This is a genomic window from Faecalibacterium sp. AF28-13AC (genome assembly GCF_003478405.1).
In the GTDB taxonomy this organism is placed as follows: Bacteria; Bacillota; Clostridia; order Oscillospirales; family Ruminococcaceae; genus Faecalibacterium; species Faecalibacterium prausnitzii_E.
Genome location: NZ_QUFG01000001.1, coordinates 164,960 through 181,480 on the forward strand (window position 1 = coordinate 164,960; position 16,521 = coordinate 181,480).

The 16,521-nt window shown below is 64.6% G+C and carries 14 protein-coding genes and 1 other RNA gene; 7 read left to right on the top strand and 8 right to left on the bottom strand.

Annotation, left to right across the window (positions count from 1 at the left end):
• Positions 1-9 precede the first annotated feature (9 nt).
• From DWY95_RS00815 to DWY95_RS00830, 4 genes are all read right to left on the bottom strand, one after another.
• Positions 10-480, bottom strand: a complete 471-nt coding sequence (locus DWY95_RS00815; protein WP_118552054.1) for a peptidoglycan-binding protein — start codon at positions 478-480, stop codon at positions 10-12.
• Positions 481-629: 149 nt separating this feature from the next.
• Positions 630-1,265: a stage II sporulation protein R gene (locus DWY95_RS00820; protein ID WP_243082498.1), complete on the bottom strand. Its 636-nt coding sequence runs from the start codon at positions 1,263-1,265 to the stop codon at positions 630-632.
• A gap of 64 nt (positions 1,266-1,329) precedes the next feature.
• Positions 1,330-2,697, bottom strand: a complete 1,368-nt coding sequence (locus DWY95_RS00825; protein ID WP_097792746.1) for a PFL family protein — start codon at positions 2,695-2,697, stop codon at positions 1,330-1,332.
• A 154-nt stretch (positions 2,698-2,851) separates the two neighbouring features.
• Positions 2,852-3,121, bottom strand: coding sequence for an ACT domain-containing protein (locus tag DWY95_RS00830; RefSeq protein ID WP_097792745.1), 270 nt, complete (start codon positions 3,119-3,121; stop codon positions 2,852-2,854).
• Positions 3,122-3,462: 341 nt separating this feature from the next.
• Between DWY95_RS00830 and DWY95_RS00835 the strand changes: the two genes are divergently transcribed.
• The 4 genes from DWY95_RS00835 (at position 3,463) to DWY95_RS00850 (ending at position 6,297) form a co-directional block, all read left to right on the top strand.
• On the top strand, positions 3,463-3,942 hold the full coding sequence (locus DWY95_RS00835) for an Lrp/AsnC family transcriptional regulator (RefSeq protein ID WP_055190616.1): 480 nt from the start codon (positions 3,463-3,465) through the stop codon (positions 3,940-3,942).
• The gene (locus DWY95_RS00840; RefSeq protein WP_118551571.1) at positions 3,942-5,126 is read left to right on the top strand and encodes an aminotransferase class I/II-fold pyridoxal phosphate-dependent enzyme; all 1,185 of its coding nucleotides are present in this window, start codon (positions 3,942-3,944) and stop codon (positions 5,124-5,126) included. Before DWY95_RS00835 ends, DWY95_RS00840 begins: the two co-directional genes overlap by 1 nt.
• 12 nt (positions 5,127-5,138) lie before the next feature.
• On the top strand, positions 5,139-6,029 hold the full coding sequence (gene ispE / locus DWY95_RS00845) for a 4-(cytidine 5'-diphospho)-2-C-methyl-D-erythritol kinase (RefSeq protein WP_118551573.1): 891 nt from the start codon (positions 5,139-5,141) through the stop codon (positions 6,027-6,029).
• 64 nt (positions 6,030-6,093) lie between these two features.
• Complete coding sequence (locus DWY95_RS00850; RefSeq protein ID WP_097792741.1) at positions 6,094-6,297, top strand: DUF378 domain-containing protein; 204 nt, start codon at positions 6,094-6,096, stop codon at positions 6,295-6,297.
• A gap of 47 nt (positions 6,298-6,344) precedes the next feature.
• Here the strand turns inward: DWY95_RS00850 and DWY95_RS00855 are convergent, their stop codons facing one another.
• The 3 genes from DWY95_RS00855 to DWY95_RS00865 all read right to left on the bottom strand — a co-directional run bounded on the left by DWY95_RS00855 (position 6,345) and on the right by DWY95_RS00865 (position 7,783).
• A complete protein-coding gene (locus DWY95_RS00855) occupies positions 6,345-6,980 on the bottom strand; it encodes a hypothetical protein (protein ID WP_118551575.1) in 636 nt (211 codons plus the stop codon).
• A gap of 257 nt (positions 6,981-7,237) precedes the next feature.
• Positions 7,238-7,442, bottom strand: a non-coding RNA gene (gene ssrS, locus DWY95_RS00860) — 6S RNA.
• Positions 7,443-7,468: 26 nt separating this feature from the next.
• Positions 7,469-7,783, bottom strand: a complete 315-nt coding sequence (locus tag DWY95_RS00865) for a DUF1292 domain-containing protein (protein WP_118551577.1) — start codon at positions 7,781-7,783, stop codon at positions 7,469-7,471.
• 268 nt (positions 7,784-8,051) lie between these two features.
• On the opposite strand from DWY95_RS00865, the gene DWY95_RS00870 reads away from it, so the two are divergent.
• A complete protein-coding gene (locus DWY95_RS00870) occupies positions 8,052-8,786 on the top strand; it encodes a peptidylprolyl isomerase (RefSeq protein WP_118551579.1) in 735 nt (244 codons plus the stop codon).
• Positions 8,787-8,838: 52 nt separating this feature from the next.
• On the opposite strand, the gene ruvX is transcribed toward DWY95_RS00870, so the two are convergent.
• The gene (ruvX, locus tag DWY95_RS00875; protein ID WP_118552058.1) at positions 8,839-9,270 is read right to left on the bottom strand and encodes a Holliday junction resolvase RuvX; all 432 of its coding nucleotides are present in this window, start codon (positions 9,268-9,270) and stop codon (positions 8,839-8,841) included.
• A 142-nt stretch (positions 9,271-9,412) separates the two neighbouring features.
• Between ruvX and DWY95_RS00880 the strand changes: the two genes are divergently transcribed.
• Positions 9,413-12,775 (top strand): PD-(D/E)XK nuclease family protein, encoded by a 3,363-nt coding sequence (locus tag DWY95_RS00880; protein WP_118551581.1) that lies wholly within the window; start codon positions 9,413-9,415, stop codon positions 12,773-12,775.
• Positions 12,772-16,512 carry a UvrD-helicase domain-containing protein gene (locus tag DWY95_RS00885; RefSeq protein WP_118551583.1) on the top strand — a complete coding sequence of 1,247 codons (3,741 nt, stop codon included), beginning with the start codon at positions 12,772-12,774 and terminating at the stop codon, positions 16,510-16,512. The genes DWY95_RS00880 and DWY95_RS00885 overlap by 4 nt, the downstream gene beginning before the upstream one ends.
• Positions 16,513-16,521 lie beyond the last annotated feature (9 nt).

Genomic DNA, 16,521 nt, shown 5'->3' on the forward strand with positions numbered 1-16,521 from the left:
GGGCCGTCGTCAGAACATCTTCTCCCAGGTGGCTTTGCCGACTGCGCCGTCGGCAGTGAGGCCGTTGCGGCGCTGGTAGCGCTCCACAGCGGCTGCGGTGGAAGCACCGTATTTGCCGTCGGTGGAGAGCTTTTCACCCAGCGCGTTCAGCTTCTGCTGCACCAGCCGGACCGTGCCGCCGGAACTGCCCTGCCGCAGCACGATGCCGGGGTAGGGGACGTGCAGGCCGTGTTTGGCGGTGTACTTGGTGTAGAGCACGTTCCAGGTGTTCGCGCCCACCTTGCCGTCCACATTCATGTCGTTTTTGAGCTGGAACTCCTTCACCGCGTTCACGCTCTTGGTGCCGAACCGCCCGTCTGTGGTCAGTTCGTGATACCAGGTGCAGGTGTCGCGCAGGCCGTTGAGCCAGGTCTGCACCAGTGCTACGTCGGGGCCGGTGGAGCCGCGCTGGATGAGGGAATAATAGGCCGGAATTGCCATGGTCAAACTCACACTCCTTCCACCAGGAGCTTATGCGGCGGAAGGTGGAAGTGTGCGTTGGGACCTTTGTCAGATCCAGCAGGCAATGCCCGACGGCCAGGGCCTCTCCTGCCGGGAGAGGCGGCATCGCGGATGCGGGGACGGAGAGGTCATCCCAGCAGGATGACGTCTTCCCGGCGGGCGGTGTGCTTCTGCCACCACTCCACGCATTTGAACCGCAGGAGATACCGCCCGCAGACGAGGTCGTTCTCGGCGGGGGCGGCATAGCCGCCGCAGGCGGTGCGGCAGAGGCCGGGGTAGAGCACACACCACCAGTTCCGGCCATAGGGGGCTGCGCCGATGTCGATGCGCAGGGCCTGATACCGCCCGGCGGGCAGGGCCGAGGCAGAGTAGCGGGTGGTGCCGAAGTACATTTCCACCAGATAGACCCGCACCGGTGCAAAACTGCCGCGACCGGCCAGCACGGTGCGGGCGACCCGCTGCAGCTCAGACAGATGGGCCGCAGCCCAGCGGAGGGCGGCGGGCTGGTCTGCCGCCGGGCAGGCTGTGTCCAGATACGCGAGCACGGCGTCCCGCACGGCCAGCTTGTCGGTCTGGTCGGCGGTGGTGTCGCTGGCAGCGCGGATGTGGAGCCGCAGAGTGTCGGCGACAAGCGCGGCTCCGGTGTCGAGCTGGGTGCGGCCCCAGCCCAGCAGGCCCTGCAGACCGATGCAGAGCGCGAGCGCACCGCTGAGTGTGATGCACCAGACGGTCATCTGGCGGCGGGATAAAATGCGGCTGTACATAAAAAACAGACCCTTTCTCTGGAAATACTATCCAGAGTCTGGGTCTGCGGGAGGGATTTTATTCTTAGTTTTTCAGCGACTGCATCGGGGCGGGCAGGCGGCCGCCGCGGTTGATGAAGACCGACGGGTCGCGCTGGTTGACCGGCATGATGGGGCCATAGCCCAGCAGACCGCCGAAGTCCAGGATCTCGCCTGCCTTGCGGCCGATGGCCGGGATGACGCGGACGGCGGTGGTCTTGCTGTTGACCATGCCGATGGCGGCTTCGTCGGCGATGAGGGCGCTGATGACGGCAGGGGTGGTGTCGCCGGGGATGATGACCATGTCGATGCCCACCGAGCAGACGGCGGTCATAGCTTCGAGCTTTTCGATGGTCAGGCAGCCGCACTCCGCTGCGTGGATCATGCCGTCGTCCTCGCTGACGGGGATGAAGGCACCGGACAGGCCGCCCACGTGGTTGGAGGCCATGACGCCGCCCTTCTTGACGGCATCGTTCAGCAGGGCCAGGCAGGCTGTGGTGCCGCAGCAGCCGCAGGTCTCAAGGCCCATCTCTTCGAGGATGTTGGCTACGCTGTCGCCCACAGCCGGGGTGGGGGCCAGCGACAGGTCGATGATGCCGGCGGGCACACCCAGCGCCTTGGAGGCGAGGTTTGCCACCAGCTGGCCCACGCGGGTGATCTTGAACGCCGTGCGCTTGACCAGCTCGGCCACCTCGTCGATGGGGGCATCCTTGGGCAGTTTGGCCAGCGCGGCGCGCACTGCACCGGGGCCGGAGACACCGACGTGGATCTCGCAGTCAGGCTCGCCGGGGCCGTGGAACGCACCGGCCATGAAGGGGTTGTCCTCCGGCGCATTGCAGAAGACGACCAGCTTGGCCGCACCGATGCACTGGCGGTCTGCCGTCAGCTCGCTGGCCTTCTTGACGGCTTCGCCCATCAGCTTGATGGCGTCCATGTTCAGGCCCGCCTTGGTGGCGCCGATGTTCACCGAGCTGCACACGATGTCGGTCTCCGCCAGTGCGCGGGGGATGGACTCGATGAGCCGGAGGTCGCCCGCCGAAAAGCCCTTGTGCACAAGGGCCGTGTAGCCGCCCACAAAGTTGACGCCTACCTTCTTGCCGGCGGCGTCCAGTGCTTTGGCAAAGTCCACCGGGTCGGCATCCGGGCAGGCACCCAGCAGCATGGCGATGGGCGTCACGCTGATGCGCTTGTTGATGATGGGGATGCCGTATTCGGCGCTGATGTGCTCCACGGCGGGCACCAGATTGGCCGCCTTGGTCACGATCTTGTTGTAGACCTTCTCACAGGCCTTTTTCGGGTCCGGGTCGATGCAGTCCAGCAGGCTGATGCCCATGGTCACGGTCCGCACGTCCAGATTGTCCTGGGTGAACATCTCGATGGTTTCGAGGATGTCACCGGTATTCATCATGCTCATAATAGATTCCCTTCTCTCTTAGATTCCTCTGTCGCTGACAAAAACGCGAAACCCGGCTGCTTTGGAGCCGCAGGCGGTCAGCACGTTCAAAACCGGCCTGCCAAGGCCTCCCCTCAATAGGGGAGGCGGCATCGCGTCAGCGATGACGGAGAGGTTAGATCGTGTGCATCGCGTCGAACACTTCCTGACGGGTGACGTTGATCTGCATCCCCATCTCCTTGGCCAGGGCGTCTGTGCGGTTGTGCAGTTCCTCGTGGCTGACGCTGCAATGGCTGATGTCCACCAGCATGATCATGGCGAACATGCCCTGCAGGATGCTCTGGGTCACGTCTTCGATGTTGATGTTGAGCTCACTGCACAGGGCAGCAACTTTTGCGACGACGCCGACAGTGTCGTGGCCGATGACCGTGATGAATGCTTTCATATTCCTTACCCCCATTGAGTCAATGTGAAAACCTCTCAGTCGGGCTTGCGCCCGCCAGCTCCCCTGGCAGGGGAGCCTTTGGCATCAAGATGAAGTGAAATCGGCTGCCAAGGACTCCCCTCGTTAGGGGAGGTGGCATTGCGAAGCAATGACGGAGAGGCTGAAGTCCCTTCCAGTATAGCAGATTTACCGGTTTTTGAACACACTTTTTGGAAAAAAGAACGAGAACTGAGCGGAAAAGACGGTCTATCTAAAAAACAAGATGCAAATACGGCGCGCTTGTGCTATACTGAAAGATACAAATCGACGCGGTACGCCGCGGATACAAAGGAGTAACGACGATGGAACAGCTTTTGAAACTTCTGGAAGACAACGCGCGGCTGCCGATCGAGGACATTGCCACGATGCTGAATAAATCCCCCGCTGAGGTGGCGGCGATGATCGACCTGGCCCGTGCGCAGGGCATCATCAAGGGCTACAAGACCCTTGTGGACTGGGAAAAGGCCGGGGTGAACCGGGTGGAGGCCGTCATCGAACTGAACGTCAGCCCCAAGAAGAGCCGCGGCTTTGACGAGATCGCAGCCACCATCGCCGCCTTTGACGAGGTGGAGAGCGTGCTGCTGATGAGCGGCGGCTACGACCTGCAGCTGGTCATCAAGGGGCAGACCTTCCAGGAGATCGCCCTGTTTGTGGCCAAGCGCCTGAGCCCGCTGGATGACGTGCTGTCCACGGCCACCCATTTTGTCCTGCGTACCTATAAGAAAGAGGGCCGCTTCTACCAGGACGACGAAATCGATGAAAGAGAGTGCACCGTGCTGTGATGGATTACGATAAACTGATCGCGCCTGCCGCTGCGGCCATGCGCCCCTCCGGCATCCGCAAATTCTTCGACCTTGCCGCCGATATGCCGGAGTGCATCAGCCTGGGCGTCGGCGAACCGGATTTCAAAACGCCCTGGTCCGTGCGCGAGGCCGGCATCGAGAGCCTGGAACACGGCCGCACCCGCTATACCGCCAATGCGGGCCTGAAGGAGCTGCGCGCAGAGATCTGCCGCTATCTGGAGCGCCGGATGAACCTGCACTACGACCCGCTGAGCCAGGTGCTGGTCACCGTGGGCGGCAGCGAGGCCATTGATATGTGCATCCGCACCGTGGTGCAGCCGGGGGATGAGGTCGTCATCCCGGAGCCGTGCTTTGTCTGCTATGAGCCCATCACCACCCTGTCAGGCGGTGTGCCGGTCCATGTGGCCTGCCGCCAGGAGGATGAGTTCCGCCTCCGCCCGGAGGCCCTGAAGGCGGCCATCACCCCCAGGACCAAGCTGCTCATCATGCCGTTCCCGAACAACCCCACCGGTGCCGTGATGGAGAAGGAAGACCTCGAAGCAATCGCGGACGTTCTGCGGGATACGAACGTTCTGGTGCTGTCGGATGAGATCTACGCCGAGCTGAACTACGGCCTGCGGCCGCACGTCTCCATTGCCACCCTGCCCGGCATGGCCGAGCGGACCATCGTGGTGAACGGCTTCTCCAAGAGCTATGCGATGACCGGCTGGCGTCTGGGCTATGCCTGCGGCCCGGCTCCCATCATCAAGATCATGACCAAGATCCACCAGAGCGCCATCATGAGCGCCCCCACCACCAGCCAGTATGCCGCCATCACGGCCCTGAAGGACTGCGACGGCGAGATCGACCGGATGCGGGATGAGTACAACATGCGCCGCCGTCTGGTGGTGAAGGGCTTCAACGCCATGGGCCTGACCTGTTTTGAGCCGCGGGGCGCGTTCTACGCCTTCCCCTGCATCAAGTCCACCGGGATGACCAGCCAGGAGTTCTGCACCCGGCTGCTGGAGCAGAAGCACGTGGCACTGGTGCCCGGCGATGCTTTTGGCGCTTCCGGCGAGGGGTACTGCCGCGTGTCGTATGCGTACTCGGTGGAGCATCTGACCGAAGCCATGAAGCGCATCCGCGCCTTTTTGGAGGAAAACGGCATCGCAATGCCGCAGTGAGGAGAGTTGAAAATGGCAAAACTGAACCGCGTGACCGTTCTGGCCCCTGCCAAGCTGAATCTGGCGCTGGACGTGGTGGGTACTCTGCCCAACGGATACCACGACCTTGACATGACCATGCAGGCCATCACCCTGTATGAAAAGGTGGTGCTGGCCCGCAGCAGCAGCCTGAACCTCTCTCTGCCCGGAAGCCCGGTCGCCGCCAACGACAGCAACACCGCCATCAAGGCGGCCATCGCGTTCTTCCGCTACACCGGCCTGCTGGCGGGCGTGGACATCACCATCTATAAGAACGTGCCCGTGCGGGCCGGTATGGCGGGCGGCAGTGCGGATGCCGCCGCCGTCCTCGTGGGCTTGAATGCTCTGTATGGGGCACATCTGTCCATGAGCGAGCTCTGCGCGCTGGGTGCCAAAATCGGTGCCGATGTACCGTTTGCCCTCATGGGCGGCACCTGCCGGGTGCAGGGCGTGGGCGATGTGATGAAAGCTCTGCCGCCCTGCCCGGACTGCTGGTTCACGGTGGTCATGCCGGACTACGGTGTCTCGACCCCGGAGGCCTTTGCGGCCTATGACCGGGTGGGCAGCAGCCGCCACCCCGACTGCGAGGCGCAGGAAGCCGCGATCCGCGCCGAAGATCTGGCCGCCGTCTGCGCCGCCGCAGGCAACGCGCTGGAAGAGTGCAGCGGTGCCAAGGACAATGAGGCCATCAAGGCTGCGCTCTGCGAACACGGTGCGCTCACGGCCCTGATGACCGGCAGCGGCGCAGCGGTGTTCGGCATCTTTGCCGATGAAGCCGAAGCCCGCTCGGCGGCTGCGGCCCTGAAGACCCGCTGGCCGCAGGTCTATGTGGCTCAGCCCGACAAGGGCGGTGCACGGGTCACCGCCCCGAAGTGGATGCTGTAACACAAAACGGAATAAGACCCTCTTTCCTGGGAAATGCTATTCCCAAAGGAAAGGGGGTCTTTTTGTGCAGACCTTTTATAAAGTGTGCCTGATCTTGATGATCATCGGCGGCATCAACTGGGGCCTGGTCGGGCTGTTCCAGTTCGATTTTGTGGGGTGGCTGCTGGGTGGCAGCAGCTCCATCTGGTCCCGCATCGTCTTCACCGTGGTCGGCATCGCCGCAGTCTGCGGCATTCCGGGCTTGTTCACGGACGACGACATCGAGTGAGACGAACAAAAAAGGGCCACGGCCGCAGCCGTGGCTCTTTTGCTGGGTCAGGTCCCGTCATCCCAGCCCATCAGGTCGGGCAGGGTAAGGGTCTCGTCGGAGCAGTGGGGGTTCGCGTCGGTGCGGACCTGAACGGTAGCTGCCTCCACGGCCCGGACGACCTCGTGGATAGCGGCGCAGTCTTCGGGCAGGTCGGTCTGGCTGCGGCCGGAATGGGTGAACAGGATTCTGCCCATGGGGCCCACCACCAGCGTCAGCGGCAGGATCTGCGGGGCAGACTTGTCGTAGTGATAACCGGCATCTTTGGCGGCCTTGTAGATCTTCTGGGCCGCGAAGCTCCAGCTCAGCAGGCCGCGGGTCTGCTCCACGCCCAGATAGCCGTACAGCACACCCGGCCCGTCGCAGATGACCGGGAAGGGAAACTCCGACCCACGGGTGGCCGTGGCCACCGCCTTGGCGCTGGACCGCACCACGCAGGCCAGCCGTGCGCCCTTGAGGGCGGGCAGGGTCTTGAGGTAGCGGGTGATGTACTCACGGCTGACGGGATGGTCGAACCCCGGCAGGAAGATCATGCACAGGGGCCGGCTGCCCTCGCACAGGGCATAAAAATCGTTTTCCGGTACCGTGGGGGTGTCGTAGGTGAATCGGGGGATGTTCGTCCCCACCAGATGCTCAGACTTCATGCCGCAATTGCACATCCTTTCAAACACGCTGACAAATCCGCGAAGCCCTGCTGCAAAAGAGCCCGCAGGGCGAAAACCAATAGCCAAAACCGGCTTGCCAAGGGCTCTCCCTTTCGAAAGACTCCCCCGGCCGGGGGAGGTGGCACATTTGCGCCAGAAGGGGATAAGCTGGCGAGCGCAGCGAGACTGAGAGGGTATAAAAAAATCCACACACTGTTCCTCCTGGCAGAGGACAGCGGTGGATGAAGTCCCTATAAAAAGATCCCGCCCGGTCGTCTGCGGCAATCAAACCTACCCTTGCGGACAGGTGGGTGCCCTGTCTCCGGATTCACGCTTCCTCATCGAACCTCTGGGGTCGAGCCCACAGCGGGGAGGTCTGCAATCCACCGGCGAACGCCGGGCTCCCGTTGAATGATTAGTAGGATCATATAAACCGCAACAAATCGAGCCGGGCAGGAAGTCTTGCACGGGTCAATCGTCTGAAAAACTTACTCGATCTCGAACTGGTCGCTCAGCCGCTTCTCAAACAGCTTGCTGACTTCCAGCAGGGTCTCGTCGTCTTCCACGACATCCAGATATTCGCCCTCGCTGTCCTCGCCGACGCTCAGGATGACGAGCTGAGCATCCTCGTTCACGTCTTCCTCGTCCTCGGCGTATTCCACGACGGCCATATAGTGCACGCCCTTATGGTCCAGCGCGTCGATCACCTCAAAGGTGACTTCGTTGCCGTCCTCGTCCTCAAGGGTCATCAGATCGGGCTGATATTCCTCTTCGGCGTTCAGGTTCTTGATCTCTTCTGCCATAAGATACGTTCTCCTGTTACAAACGAAAAATAAAGTTGGGGCAGCCGGGGCTTTCTGTGCTCCCACAGGCCCTTGCTGTGCTTATAGTGTAGCGTTTTTTTGCCCGCTCGTCAAGATGTTTTTCGCACAGAAATCTGCGGACAAATTTTCACGCATTTCCCTCTCGCATCCGGCGCAGAAATATGCTATACTGAACTCTGTGTACCGCCTGCTCGGTTCCGGGCGAGCGGGAAGCTGTTACTATGCTATTCACCGAGAGGTCAGAGTTATGAATCGTTTTTATAAAAAAGCGCTGGCGGTGCTGGCGCTCCTGGGCTGTGTGGCGCTGACGGGTTGTTCGCTCAAGGACAAGCTCAGCGGCACTTCGGGGCCGAAATCCATCTCCCGCCCGGCGGTGGAGTCCGCCGAGGTGCAGTTCACCCACCCGGCGGCGGGCGACACCATCGCGGTGTTCGATACCTCGGCGGGTGTGTTCAAGGCCGTGCTTTTCCCCACGCTGGCCCCGCAGGCTTGCGACAACTTCATCGGCCTTGCGCAGGCGGGGTACTACAACGGCCTGACCGTTTCCCGCGTCGAGAACGAATTTCTCGTCGAGGCCGGGCAGGGGGCTGATGGAAAAGGCGCTACCATCTGGAACGGCAGCCGCTACCCCATTGAGGCCACCGACCGGCTCCATCACTACGCCGGGGCGCTGTGTGCGGCCACGGATGCCTCCGGCCAGTGCGCCAGCGTCTTCTATGTGATGGAATCGCTGCCCGGCGGCGATTCCGTGACGCAGGAGCTTGTGGACCAGATGAACGCGGCCTCCTATCGCGCAGAGGTCGTGGCCGCCTACCAGACGGCGGGCGGCGCACCCTACCTCGACTACACCGACACCGTCTTCGGCCAGGTGTACGAGGGGATGGACATCGTGGACAACATCGCCCAGACGGCGGTGGATGAGAACCAGAAGCCCACCGAGGCCATCACCATCCACAGCGTCAGCATCGAGACGTATCAATAACAACTGCGCAATGCAAAAAGGCTCCCGTAGCAGTGGGAGCCTTTTTTGCTGCTCAGATTTCGCCGGGGTGTTCTTTGCGCCAGGCAAGGTAATCTTCGAGGATGACGGTGGCGCTGACGGAGTCGAGGATCTCTTTCCGCCGGGCGCCGAAGGTGCCGGTCTCGGAGAGGATATCGGCGGCTTCGCAGGTGGACTGTCGCTCGTCCCACATCCGGACGGGCAGGCCGCTCCAGATCTGCAGCGTCTTGGCCAGTTTGCGGCTCTTTTCGGCGCGCTCGCCCTCGGTGCCGTCCATGTTCAGCGGCAGGCCCACCACGATGAGCTCGGCATGGATCTCGGCGGCGATCTCGCACACCCGCGCCGCCACCTTCGGGCGGGCTTTCAGGGTGATCTGCGGCGTGATGGCGGTGGTGAGAAATTCGGAGGCGTCGCAGGTGGCAAGGCCGGTGCGGCTGGCTCCGTAGTCAACGGCTAATATCTTCATAATGGCATCCTTTCCCATTCGGTTTTCCCCAGTGTATCACAGAATAGATGTTCTTGCAATTTTGTGTTACAATAAGAATAGGTCACGCCCTCTCAGGCGCTTCGCGATGACGGAGAGGGCAGGCAAGCAAAGAGAGGTTTTTATGTTACAACTGGTCTTAGGCGGGTCGGGCAGCGGCAAGACGACGCTGCTGTATCACCGCATCCGTGCCCGCGCCGAGGCGGGGCAGAAGAGCATCCTGCTGGTGCCGGAACAGTTCACCTCCTCCACCGAGGGGCGCATCTACCGCGAACTGGGCGATGCGCTTTCCGGCATGGTGGAGAGTTTTTCATTCACGAGCCTGGCCGAGAAGATCTTGTCCGTGGAGGGCGGCGCAGCCGTGCAGACCCTTTCGGACGCAGGCCGCACTGTGCTGGTGCGCCGCGCACTGGAGGAATTGCAGGAAAACGTCCATTACTACTACCGCAACCGGCGGAGCGCGGCGTTCTGCCAGATGGCCGCCGAGACCATTGACGAGCTCAAGAGCGCGGGCCTGTCCGGCCAGCAGCTGGCTGACCTTGCCAAAGGCTGCGGGGCCGAGAGCGGCAAGCTGGGGGAGCTGGCCCTGATCTTTCAGGGCTACGAGACCCTGCTCGCCCGCAGCGGCATGGACCCCGCCGACCGGCTGGAGCTGGCCGGAGCGCGGCTCGAAGAGGCGCTGGCCTGCGGCGCAGTGCCGGGATTTTTGCAGGAGCGGGAGGTCTTCATCGACGAGTTCGATACCTTCAACGCGCCCAAAAAGCGGTTGCTAGGGGTGCTGCTGGCCGCTCTGCCCAGGGTGACGGTGGCCCTGTGCGACGATGGGGCGCCGCTCGTGCCCGGCGATGTGAGCCTGTTTTCTGGGGCCAAGCAGGTGGCCGTGCAGCTGCGCCAGCTGGCCCGCAAAAATGGGGCCGAGGTGGCTGCGCCCCAGCTGCTCCGGCGGGACCTGCGGCACACCGAGGCCCCCGGCCTTGCGGCAGTGACCGCGCTGCTGGAGACCGGCACCTGTGCACCGCTGGAAGCGCCGGCGGACGAGGTGCGGCTGTTTGCTGCGCCCAGCCGGGAAGAGGAGGCCCGCGCCGCCGCTGGTGCCATCCGCCGCCTGATGCGGCAGGGGGTGCGGTGCGGCAGGATCGCGGTGGTCTGCCGCGACATCGGCAAGTACCGCGCCGCCGTGCGGTATGAGTTCCGGATGGCGGGCATCCCGCTCTACTGCGATGAGCCGACCACCCCGGAGTTCAGCGCCCCGGCCACGGCGGTCCGGGCGCTGCTGGCGCTGGCCCGTGGGGCCGATCTGACCGAGAATCTGACCACGCTGGCCAAAACGGGCCTGTGCGCCCTGACCGAAGAAGAGGTCTGCGCCCTCGAAAACTACGCCTATACCTGGTCGCCCAATGCGGCGGCATGGCGGGCAGCGTTCCGGAACGACCCCAAAGGCTTCGGTGATCGGGAGCTGACCGAAGAGGACGCCCGGAACCTGTCCGATGCCGAAAAGGCCCGCGCCCTGCTGGTGAACGCCGCCGATGCCCTGCGCGGCAAGGTGCGGAACGCCAACGCCGAGGCCATCAGCCGCGCGCTCTACTTCTGCCTCAGAGAGCTGGGCGCAGAGGAACAGCAGGCGGCGCAGGTGGAAGCCATCCGCGCGGCACGGGGCATCCCGGCGGCGGAAGAGGCCGCCCGCGAGTGGAACGTGGTCATGGAGCTGCTGGACGAGATGGCCCGCCTGCTGGGCGAGCAGACCGTGACGGTGGCCGAATACGAAGACCTGTTCGGGCTGCTGCTGCGCTCGTCCGACCTGGGGCATATCCCGCAGACGCTGGACGCCGTGGTGCTGGCCAGCGCGGGCAAGATGCGGCTGGACGAGCCGGACTATGTCTTTGTGCTGGGCCTTGCCGAGGGCGAGTTCCCCACAGCCCCCGGCGAGACGGGCCTGCTGACCCACGCCGACCGCGACGCCCTGATGGCGCAGAAGATCGACCTGCCCGACTGCTTTGAGAACCGGGTGGTCCGCGAGCAGGTCTGCTTCTATAAGGCGCTCACCGCCCCGGCCAGAGGGCTGTGGCTGAGCTGGCCCAAGGGGCAGGGGCAGACCCTCTGCGCGGCATTGGAGCCGATCGTGGAGGCGCTGGAACCGGCTCCGCCGGAGCTGGCTCTGCCCGACCTGGCCGCGACCCCTGCCGACGGCCTCGACTGCCTGGGCGGCGGATGGCCCCTGACCGGAACGGAACGCGCCAGCCTGACCGAGGCTCTGTGCACCCCCGGCGGCGAGGAGCCGGAGGGCCTGAAGCTGCTGCGCCGGATGGCGGACGCTTCGCCCCGGCAGGTCAGCGACCTGGATGCACTGGAAGAACTGCTGGGCCGGCGGCTGCGCATCTCGCCGAGCCAGCTGGAAAAATATTATACCTGCCGGTACGGCTACTTTTTGCAGTACGTGCTGGGCCTGCGCCCCCGCCGCCGGGCCGAGCTTTCGGCTGACCAGAGCGGCAGCCTGATGCACTGGGTGCTGCAGATGGCACTGGACCCGGACCCTGCGCCGGACAACCCCTGCGCCGCCATGCTGGCTCCCTTCATCGAGCTGGACGACGACGCCATGGCGGAGCTGGCGGGGCTTCTGGTGGACGAATACGCCCGCCGCTATCTGCCCGAAGACACAGCCCGTTTTGCCTACCTGCTCTCCCGCCTGAAAAAGAGCATGGCGAGCCTGCTGTGTTACCTGCGGGATGAACAGCGCCAGTCCAGCTTCCGGCCTGTGGCCTGCGAGCTGAAGATCGGCAGCGGCGGGGACGGCGTCCGCGCCCAGACCTATCACCTCTCGGATGGACGGACCGTCCAGCTGGTGGGCACCGTGGACCGCGCCGACGAGTGGGTCGAGGAGGACGGCACCCGCTGGGTGCGGGTCGTGGACTACAAGACCGGCAGCAAAAAACTGGACCTGAAGGAGGTCTACTGCGGCCTCGACTGCCAGATGTTGCTCTATCTGTTCAGCCTGACGCGGGACGGCAGCGGCCGCTTTACCGGGGCGGAACCGGCGGGCGTTCTGTATCTGCTGGCCGACCCGGCCCCGGAGAACACCACCCGCGCCAACGCAGCCCGCAGCGTGGAATACAAGCTGGACGGCCTGGTGCGGGACGAGCAGAAGCTGTTCCGCGCCATGGACGCCGACGAGACGGGGCGGTATCTGCCCTTCTCGTATCTGCGCGGTGTGCCCAGCCCCTACCAGAAGGACAAACGCGCCGACAGCGCCAAGCTTGACCGCATCCGGCTGCATCTGGACGACCTCGTGACCCGGATGGGGGAGCAGCTCTACGGCGGGCAGATCGCCGCCGAACCGCTGGTCACGGGCCGAAGCCCCTGCCTGTGGTGCGATTACAGCTTCATCTGCTGCCACGAGAACGGCATCGGCGAGCGGGCACTGGATGCTCCGGCCAAGCCCTTTGAAGTCCCTGAGACCCCGCCGGAAGAAGGAAAGGAGGAACAGCCGTGAGTGAAACCAAATGGACAGCCGCCCAGCAGGCCGCCATCGACGACCGGGGCGGTGCGCTGCTGGTCAGTGCGGCTGCGGGCAGCGGTAAGACGGCGGTGCTGACCGAACGCGCCGTCCGGCTCATCACCGACCCGGAATGCCCCATCGACGCCGACAAACTGCTCATCGTCACCTTTACGAACGCGGCCGCAGCCGAGCTGCGGGCCCGCATCGGGCAGGCACTGCTCCGCCGCAGCCAGGCCGAACCCGGCAACACGGCTCTGCGCCGCCAGCGGATGCTGCTGCAGCGCGCCCCCATCTGCACCATTGATGCGTTCTGCCTGGACCTTCTGCGCAAGCACTTCCAGGCGCTCGATATCCCGCCGGACTTTTCCCCCGCCGACCCCGGCAGTGTGGCGGCCCTGCGCGCGGCGGCACTGGCCGAAACGCTGGAACAGGCCTATGCCGACCCGGATTTCTGCGCCTTTGCAGACCTCTACGGCAAGGGCCGCAGCGACAAAGCCGCCGGGGATACCATCCTGCACGTCTACGATTTTCTCCGCGCCCTGCCCGACTACGACCGCAAGCTGGATGAATTTCTGGAACCGTGGCAGGCCGGGCATGGATTCGATGCGACCTGCTGGCACGACCTGCTGCTGGCCGAGGCGGTCCGCGCTGCCAGAGCCGGGCGGGAGCTGTTCTGCGCCGCCTGGAACGACTGCAAAGAAGACCTCGTCCTGGCCCGCATCGAGGCCGAGAATAAAGGAAAGACCGATGCCGCCCGCGCCAAGGCCGTGGCAGGCGTCAACGATAAATTCGCCGAACCGCTGGAACGGCTCGAAGCGGCCGCTGCCCTGCTGGGCGAGGTGGAACGGCTGGCCGAAGCAGGGGAGTGGACCCCGCTCTACGACCGGCTCACCCCCTATGTGCTCGGCATGGAGCCGATGCCCGGCCTGAAGGGAATGAAGAAGCGGCTGACCGGAGAGCACAAAGCCGCCGTCAAGACCCGCGCCGACGAAGCGGCTGCGCTGTTCGGGCAGATCCTGGAACTGATCTCTTGCAGTGAAGACGAGGCCGAAGCCGACCGCGCCGCCGCCCTGCCCCGCCTGCGGGCCCTGTTTGCCGCCGTGCGGGCGTTCGATGCCCGCTTTGCGGCCAAAAAGCAGGAGCGGAAGCTGCTGGAGTTCAGTGACTTCGAGCATCAGGCGCTCCGGCTCCTCCGCAGCCCGGACGGCACCCCCACCCCGCTCTGCGAGACCATCCGGCAGAACTACGCGGCCGTCATGGTGGACGAGTATCAGGACACCAACGCCTTACAGGACGCACTCTACCGCTGTCTGGCTTCGCCCGCCGGGGACGACCTCTTCCTTGTGGGCGATCTAAAACAGAGCATCTACCGCTTCCGGCAGGCAGACCCCAGTATCTTCCGGGAAAAGCTGGATGCCTGGCCGCTCCTGCCCGGCGGCGCGGCCCGCCCCCGCCCGGCGGAAGGAACGCCCGGCCAGAACGCGCTGCTGGCGCTGGATGCGAACTTCCGCAGTGCGCCGGAAGTGGTGCGGGGTATCAACTTCCTGTTTGAGCAGCTCATGACCCCCGCCCTGGGCGATACGGCCTACGGCGACGGCCAGCGGCTGGTCTGCGGCGCACCGGGCGAATATGCAGGCAGCGTGGAGGCCTGCTTCCTGCCCGACGACACCGCCGAGACGGACGCAGAGTGCATCGCCCGGAAGATCGAAGCCCTGATGGCCTCCGGGGAGCAGGTGCGGGACGGCGGCTCCACCCGCCCGGTGCAGTACGAGGATTGCTGCATCCTGCTGGCGGCGCGCGGCGACTTCCCGGCCTATGTGGAAGCCCTGACCGCCCACGGCATCCCGGTTTATGCGGACGCTCGCGAAAATCTGCTGGATGCGCCCCACATCCGGCCCCTGATCGCACTGCTGAAGGTCATCGACAACCCGGCGCAGGATATCTATCTTGCCGCCGCCATGCTGGGCCCGCTGTTCGGCTTTACGGACGACGACCTGGTCCGCCTCCGTGCCCGCGCGGAGGAATTGCAGAAACAGCAGGACGAGGCCCGCCGTGCCGCACAGGAGGCGGCAGGGGAGACGCCTGCACCGCAGCACCGCCAGCGGATGAGCCTGTACGGGGCACTGCTGTTGACCGTGAACAGCGCCGAGGAAAGCCCCTTTGAACAGAAAGTCCGGGCGTTCTATGCCCGGCTGACCGAGCTGCGCCGGATGGCCCGGAGCGTACCGGTGGAACAGCTGCTCGAAGAGATCTTTGCGTCCACGGGCTATCTGGCCGCGCTGGGCGTGATGGAGAATGGCACCAAGCGCCGGGAAGATGCCCGGCGGTTCGCGTCCTTCTGCGCCGGGGCCGGGGCAAACGGCATCTCCGGCCTCATCCGCGCCATTGACGCCGCCGCGCAGGCAGGCTCCACCGGGCAGGAGACCGTGCCCGGCGGCTCCCGCCCCGGCTGTGTGACCATCATGACCATCCACCGTTCCAAGGGCCTGCAGTTCCCGGTGGTCTTTGTGGCCGATACGGCCCGGCGGTTCAATGCCGCCGATACCCGCCAGCCGGTGCTGCTCCATCGAGTGTACGGGGCCGGGCTGCGTCTGCGCCCCGAAGACGGCGAAGGTTCCTATAAAACGGCGGCCTACGCGGCGCTGGCCAATGTCCACGCCGCCGAACTGCGCAGCGAGCAGATGCGCCTGCTGTATGTGGCGCTCACCCGCGCACAGGACAAATTGATCCTGACCATCCCGCTGGGCATGACCAAAACGACCAACCCGCTGGCGAAAGCAGCGGCCTTCCTCGCGGCGGGCGCAGGGGAGACGCTGAACCGGCAGGCCAACAGCTTCGCCGACTGGCTGCGCATGGCCCTGCTCGTCCACCCCAACGGCGGGCCGCTGCGCCGCCTGGCCGAGAACCTCGAACTGCCGTTTGCGGACACCCGCAGCACCATCGACTTTTCCTTTGAAGAGGCTCCGGAAGAGCTCCGGCCCGCAGCGGAAGAAGCCCCGGCCCCGGAAGCCCCCGCCGCCGACCCGGTCTTGACGGAACAGCTGCGGCAGGGCTTTGCCTGGCAGTACCCGGCGGCTTCGCTGGCGGCAGTGCCCGCCAAGGTCAGCGTCACGAGCATCGTGCATAAGCGGGAGCAGACGACACTGGAGCGCCCCGGCTTCCTCTCCAAAGATGGCCTGACGGCCGCAGAGATGGGCACGGCGCTGCATGCCTTCCTCGAACACGCCGACTTTGCCGCCCTTGCCGCTGCAAAGGCATCCGGCACCCTCGATGAGGCTATCTGCGCCGAACGGGACCGTCAGGTGGCCGTGCAGCTGACCCCGCCGGAGATCGCGGAAAAGCTGGACGTCCGCCGCATCCGCCGCTTTGCCGAGAGCGATGCCTTTGCCCGCATCTGTGCGGCGGATGCCGTGCTGCGGGAGCTGGCCTTCATCACGGCCCTGCCCGCCTCGGCGGTGCTGGCTGCACAGGGCAGCGCGGCCCCGGAGGGCGAAGCGGCGAAAGCCAGCGTCCTCGTGCAGGGCATTGCGGACATCGTGCTTGTCTTCCCGGACCATCTCGAACTGCTGGATTATAAGACCGACCGCCGCAAGACCGAGGCTGACTTCCTCGCCGCCTACCGCGCCCAGCTCAACCTGTATGCCCTCGCCATCGACAAGCGCTTTGCGCCGAAGAAGGTGACCTATAAGGGCATCTATTCGCTGGAACTGGGAAAGCTGATCGAGGTATAAACCTCTCAG

Bases quoted from the DNA above. Each gene is read 5' to 3' on its own strand.
- ispE (WP_118551573.1), top strand. From the start codon at position 5,139: ATGGCAAAACTGAACCGCGTGACCGTTCTGGCCCCTGCCAAGCTGAAT.
- ruvX (WP_118552058.1), bottom strand. From the start codon at position 9,270: ATGAAGATATTAGCCGTTGACTACGGAGCCAGCCGCACCGGCCTTGCC.
- DWY95_RS00865 (WP_118551577.1), bottom strand. From the start codon at position 7,783: ATGGCAGAAGAGATCAAGAACCTGAACGCCGAAGAGGAATATCAGCCC.
- DWY95_RS00835 (WP_055190616.1), top strand. From the start codon at position 3,463: ATGGAACAGCTTTTGAAACTTCTGGAAGACAACGCGCGGCTGCCGATC.
- DWY95_RS00880 (WP_118551581.1), top strand. From the start codon at position 9,413: ATGTTACAACTGGTCTTAGGCGGGTCGGGCAGCGGCAAGACGACGCTG.
- DWY95_RS00870 (WP_118551579.1), top strand. From the start codon at position 8,052: ATGAATCGTTTTTATAAAAAAGCGCTGGCGGTGCTGGCGCTCCTGGGC.
- DWY95_RS00825 (WP_097792746.1), bottom strand. From the start codon at position 2,697: ATGAGCATGATGAATACCGGTGACATCCTCGAAACCATCGAGATGTTC.
- DWY95_RS00855 (WP_118551575.1), bottom strand. From the start codon at position 6,980: ATGAAGTCTGAGCATCTGGTGGGGACGAACATCCCCCGATTCACCTAC.
- DWY95_RS00830 (WP_097792745.1), bottom strand. From the start codon at position 3,121: ATGAAAGCATTCATCACGGTCATCGGCCACGACACTGTCGGCGTCGTC.
- DWY95_RS00815 (WP_118552054.1), bottom strand. From the start codon at position 480: ATGGCAATTCCGGCCTATTATTCCCTCATCCAGCGCGGCTCCACCGGC.
- DWY95_RS00840 (WP_118551571.1), top strand. From the start codon at position 3,942: ATGGATTACGATAAACTGATCGCGCCTGCCGCTGCGGCCATGCGCCCC.
- DWY95_RS00820 (WP_243082498.1), bottom strand. From the start codon at position 1,265: ATGTACAGCCGCATTTTATCCCGCCGCCAGATGACCGTCTGGTGCATC.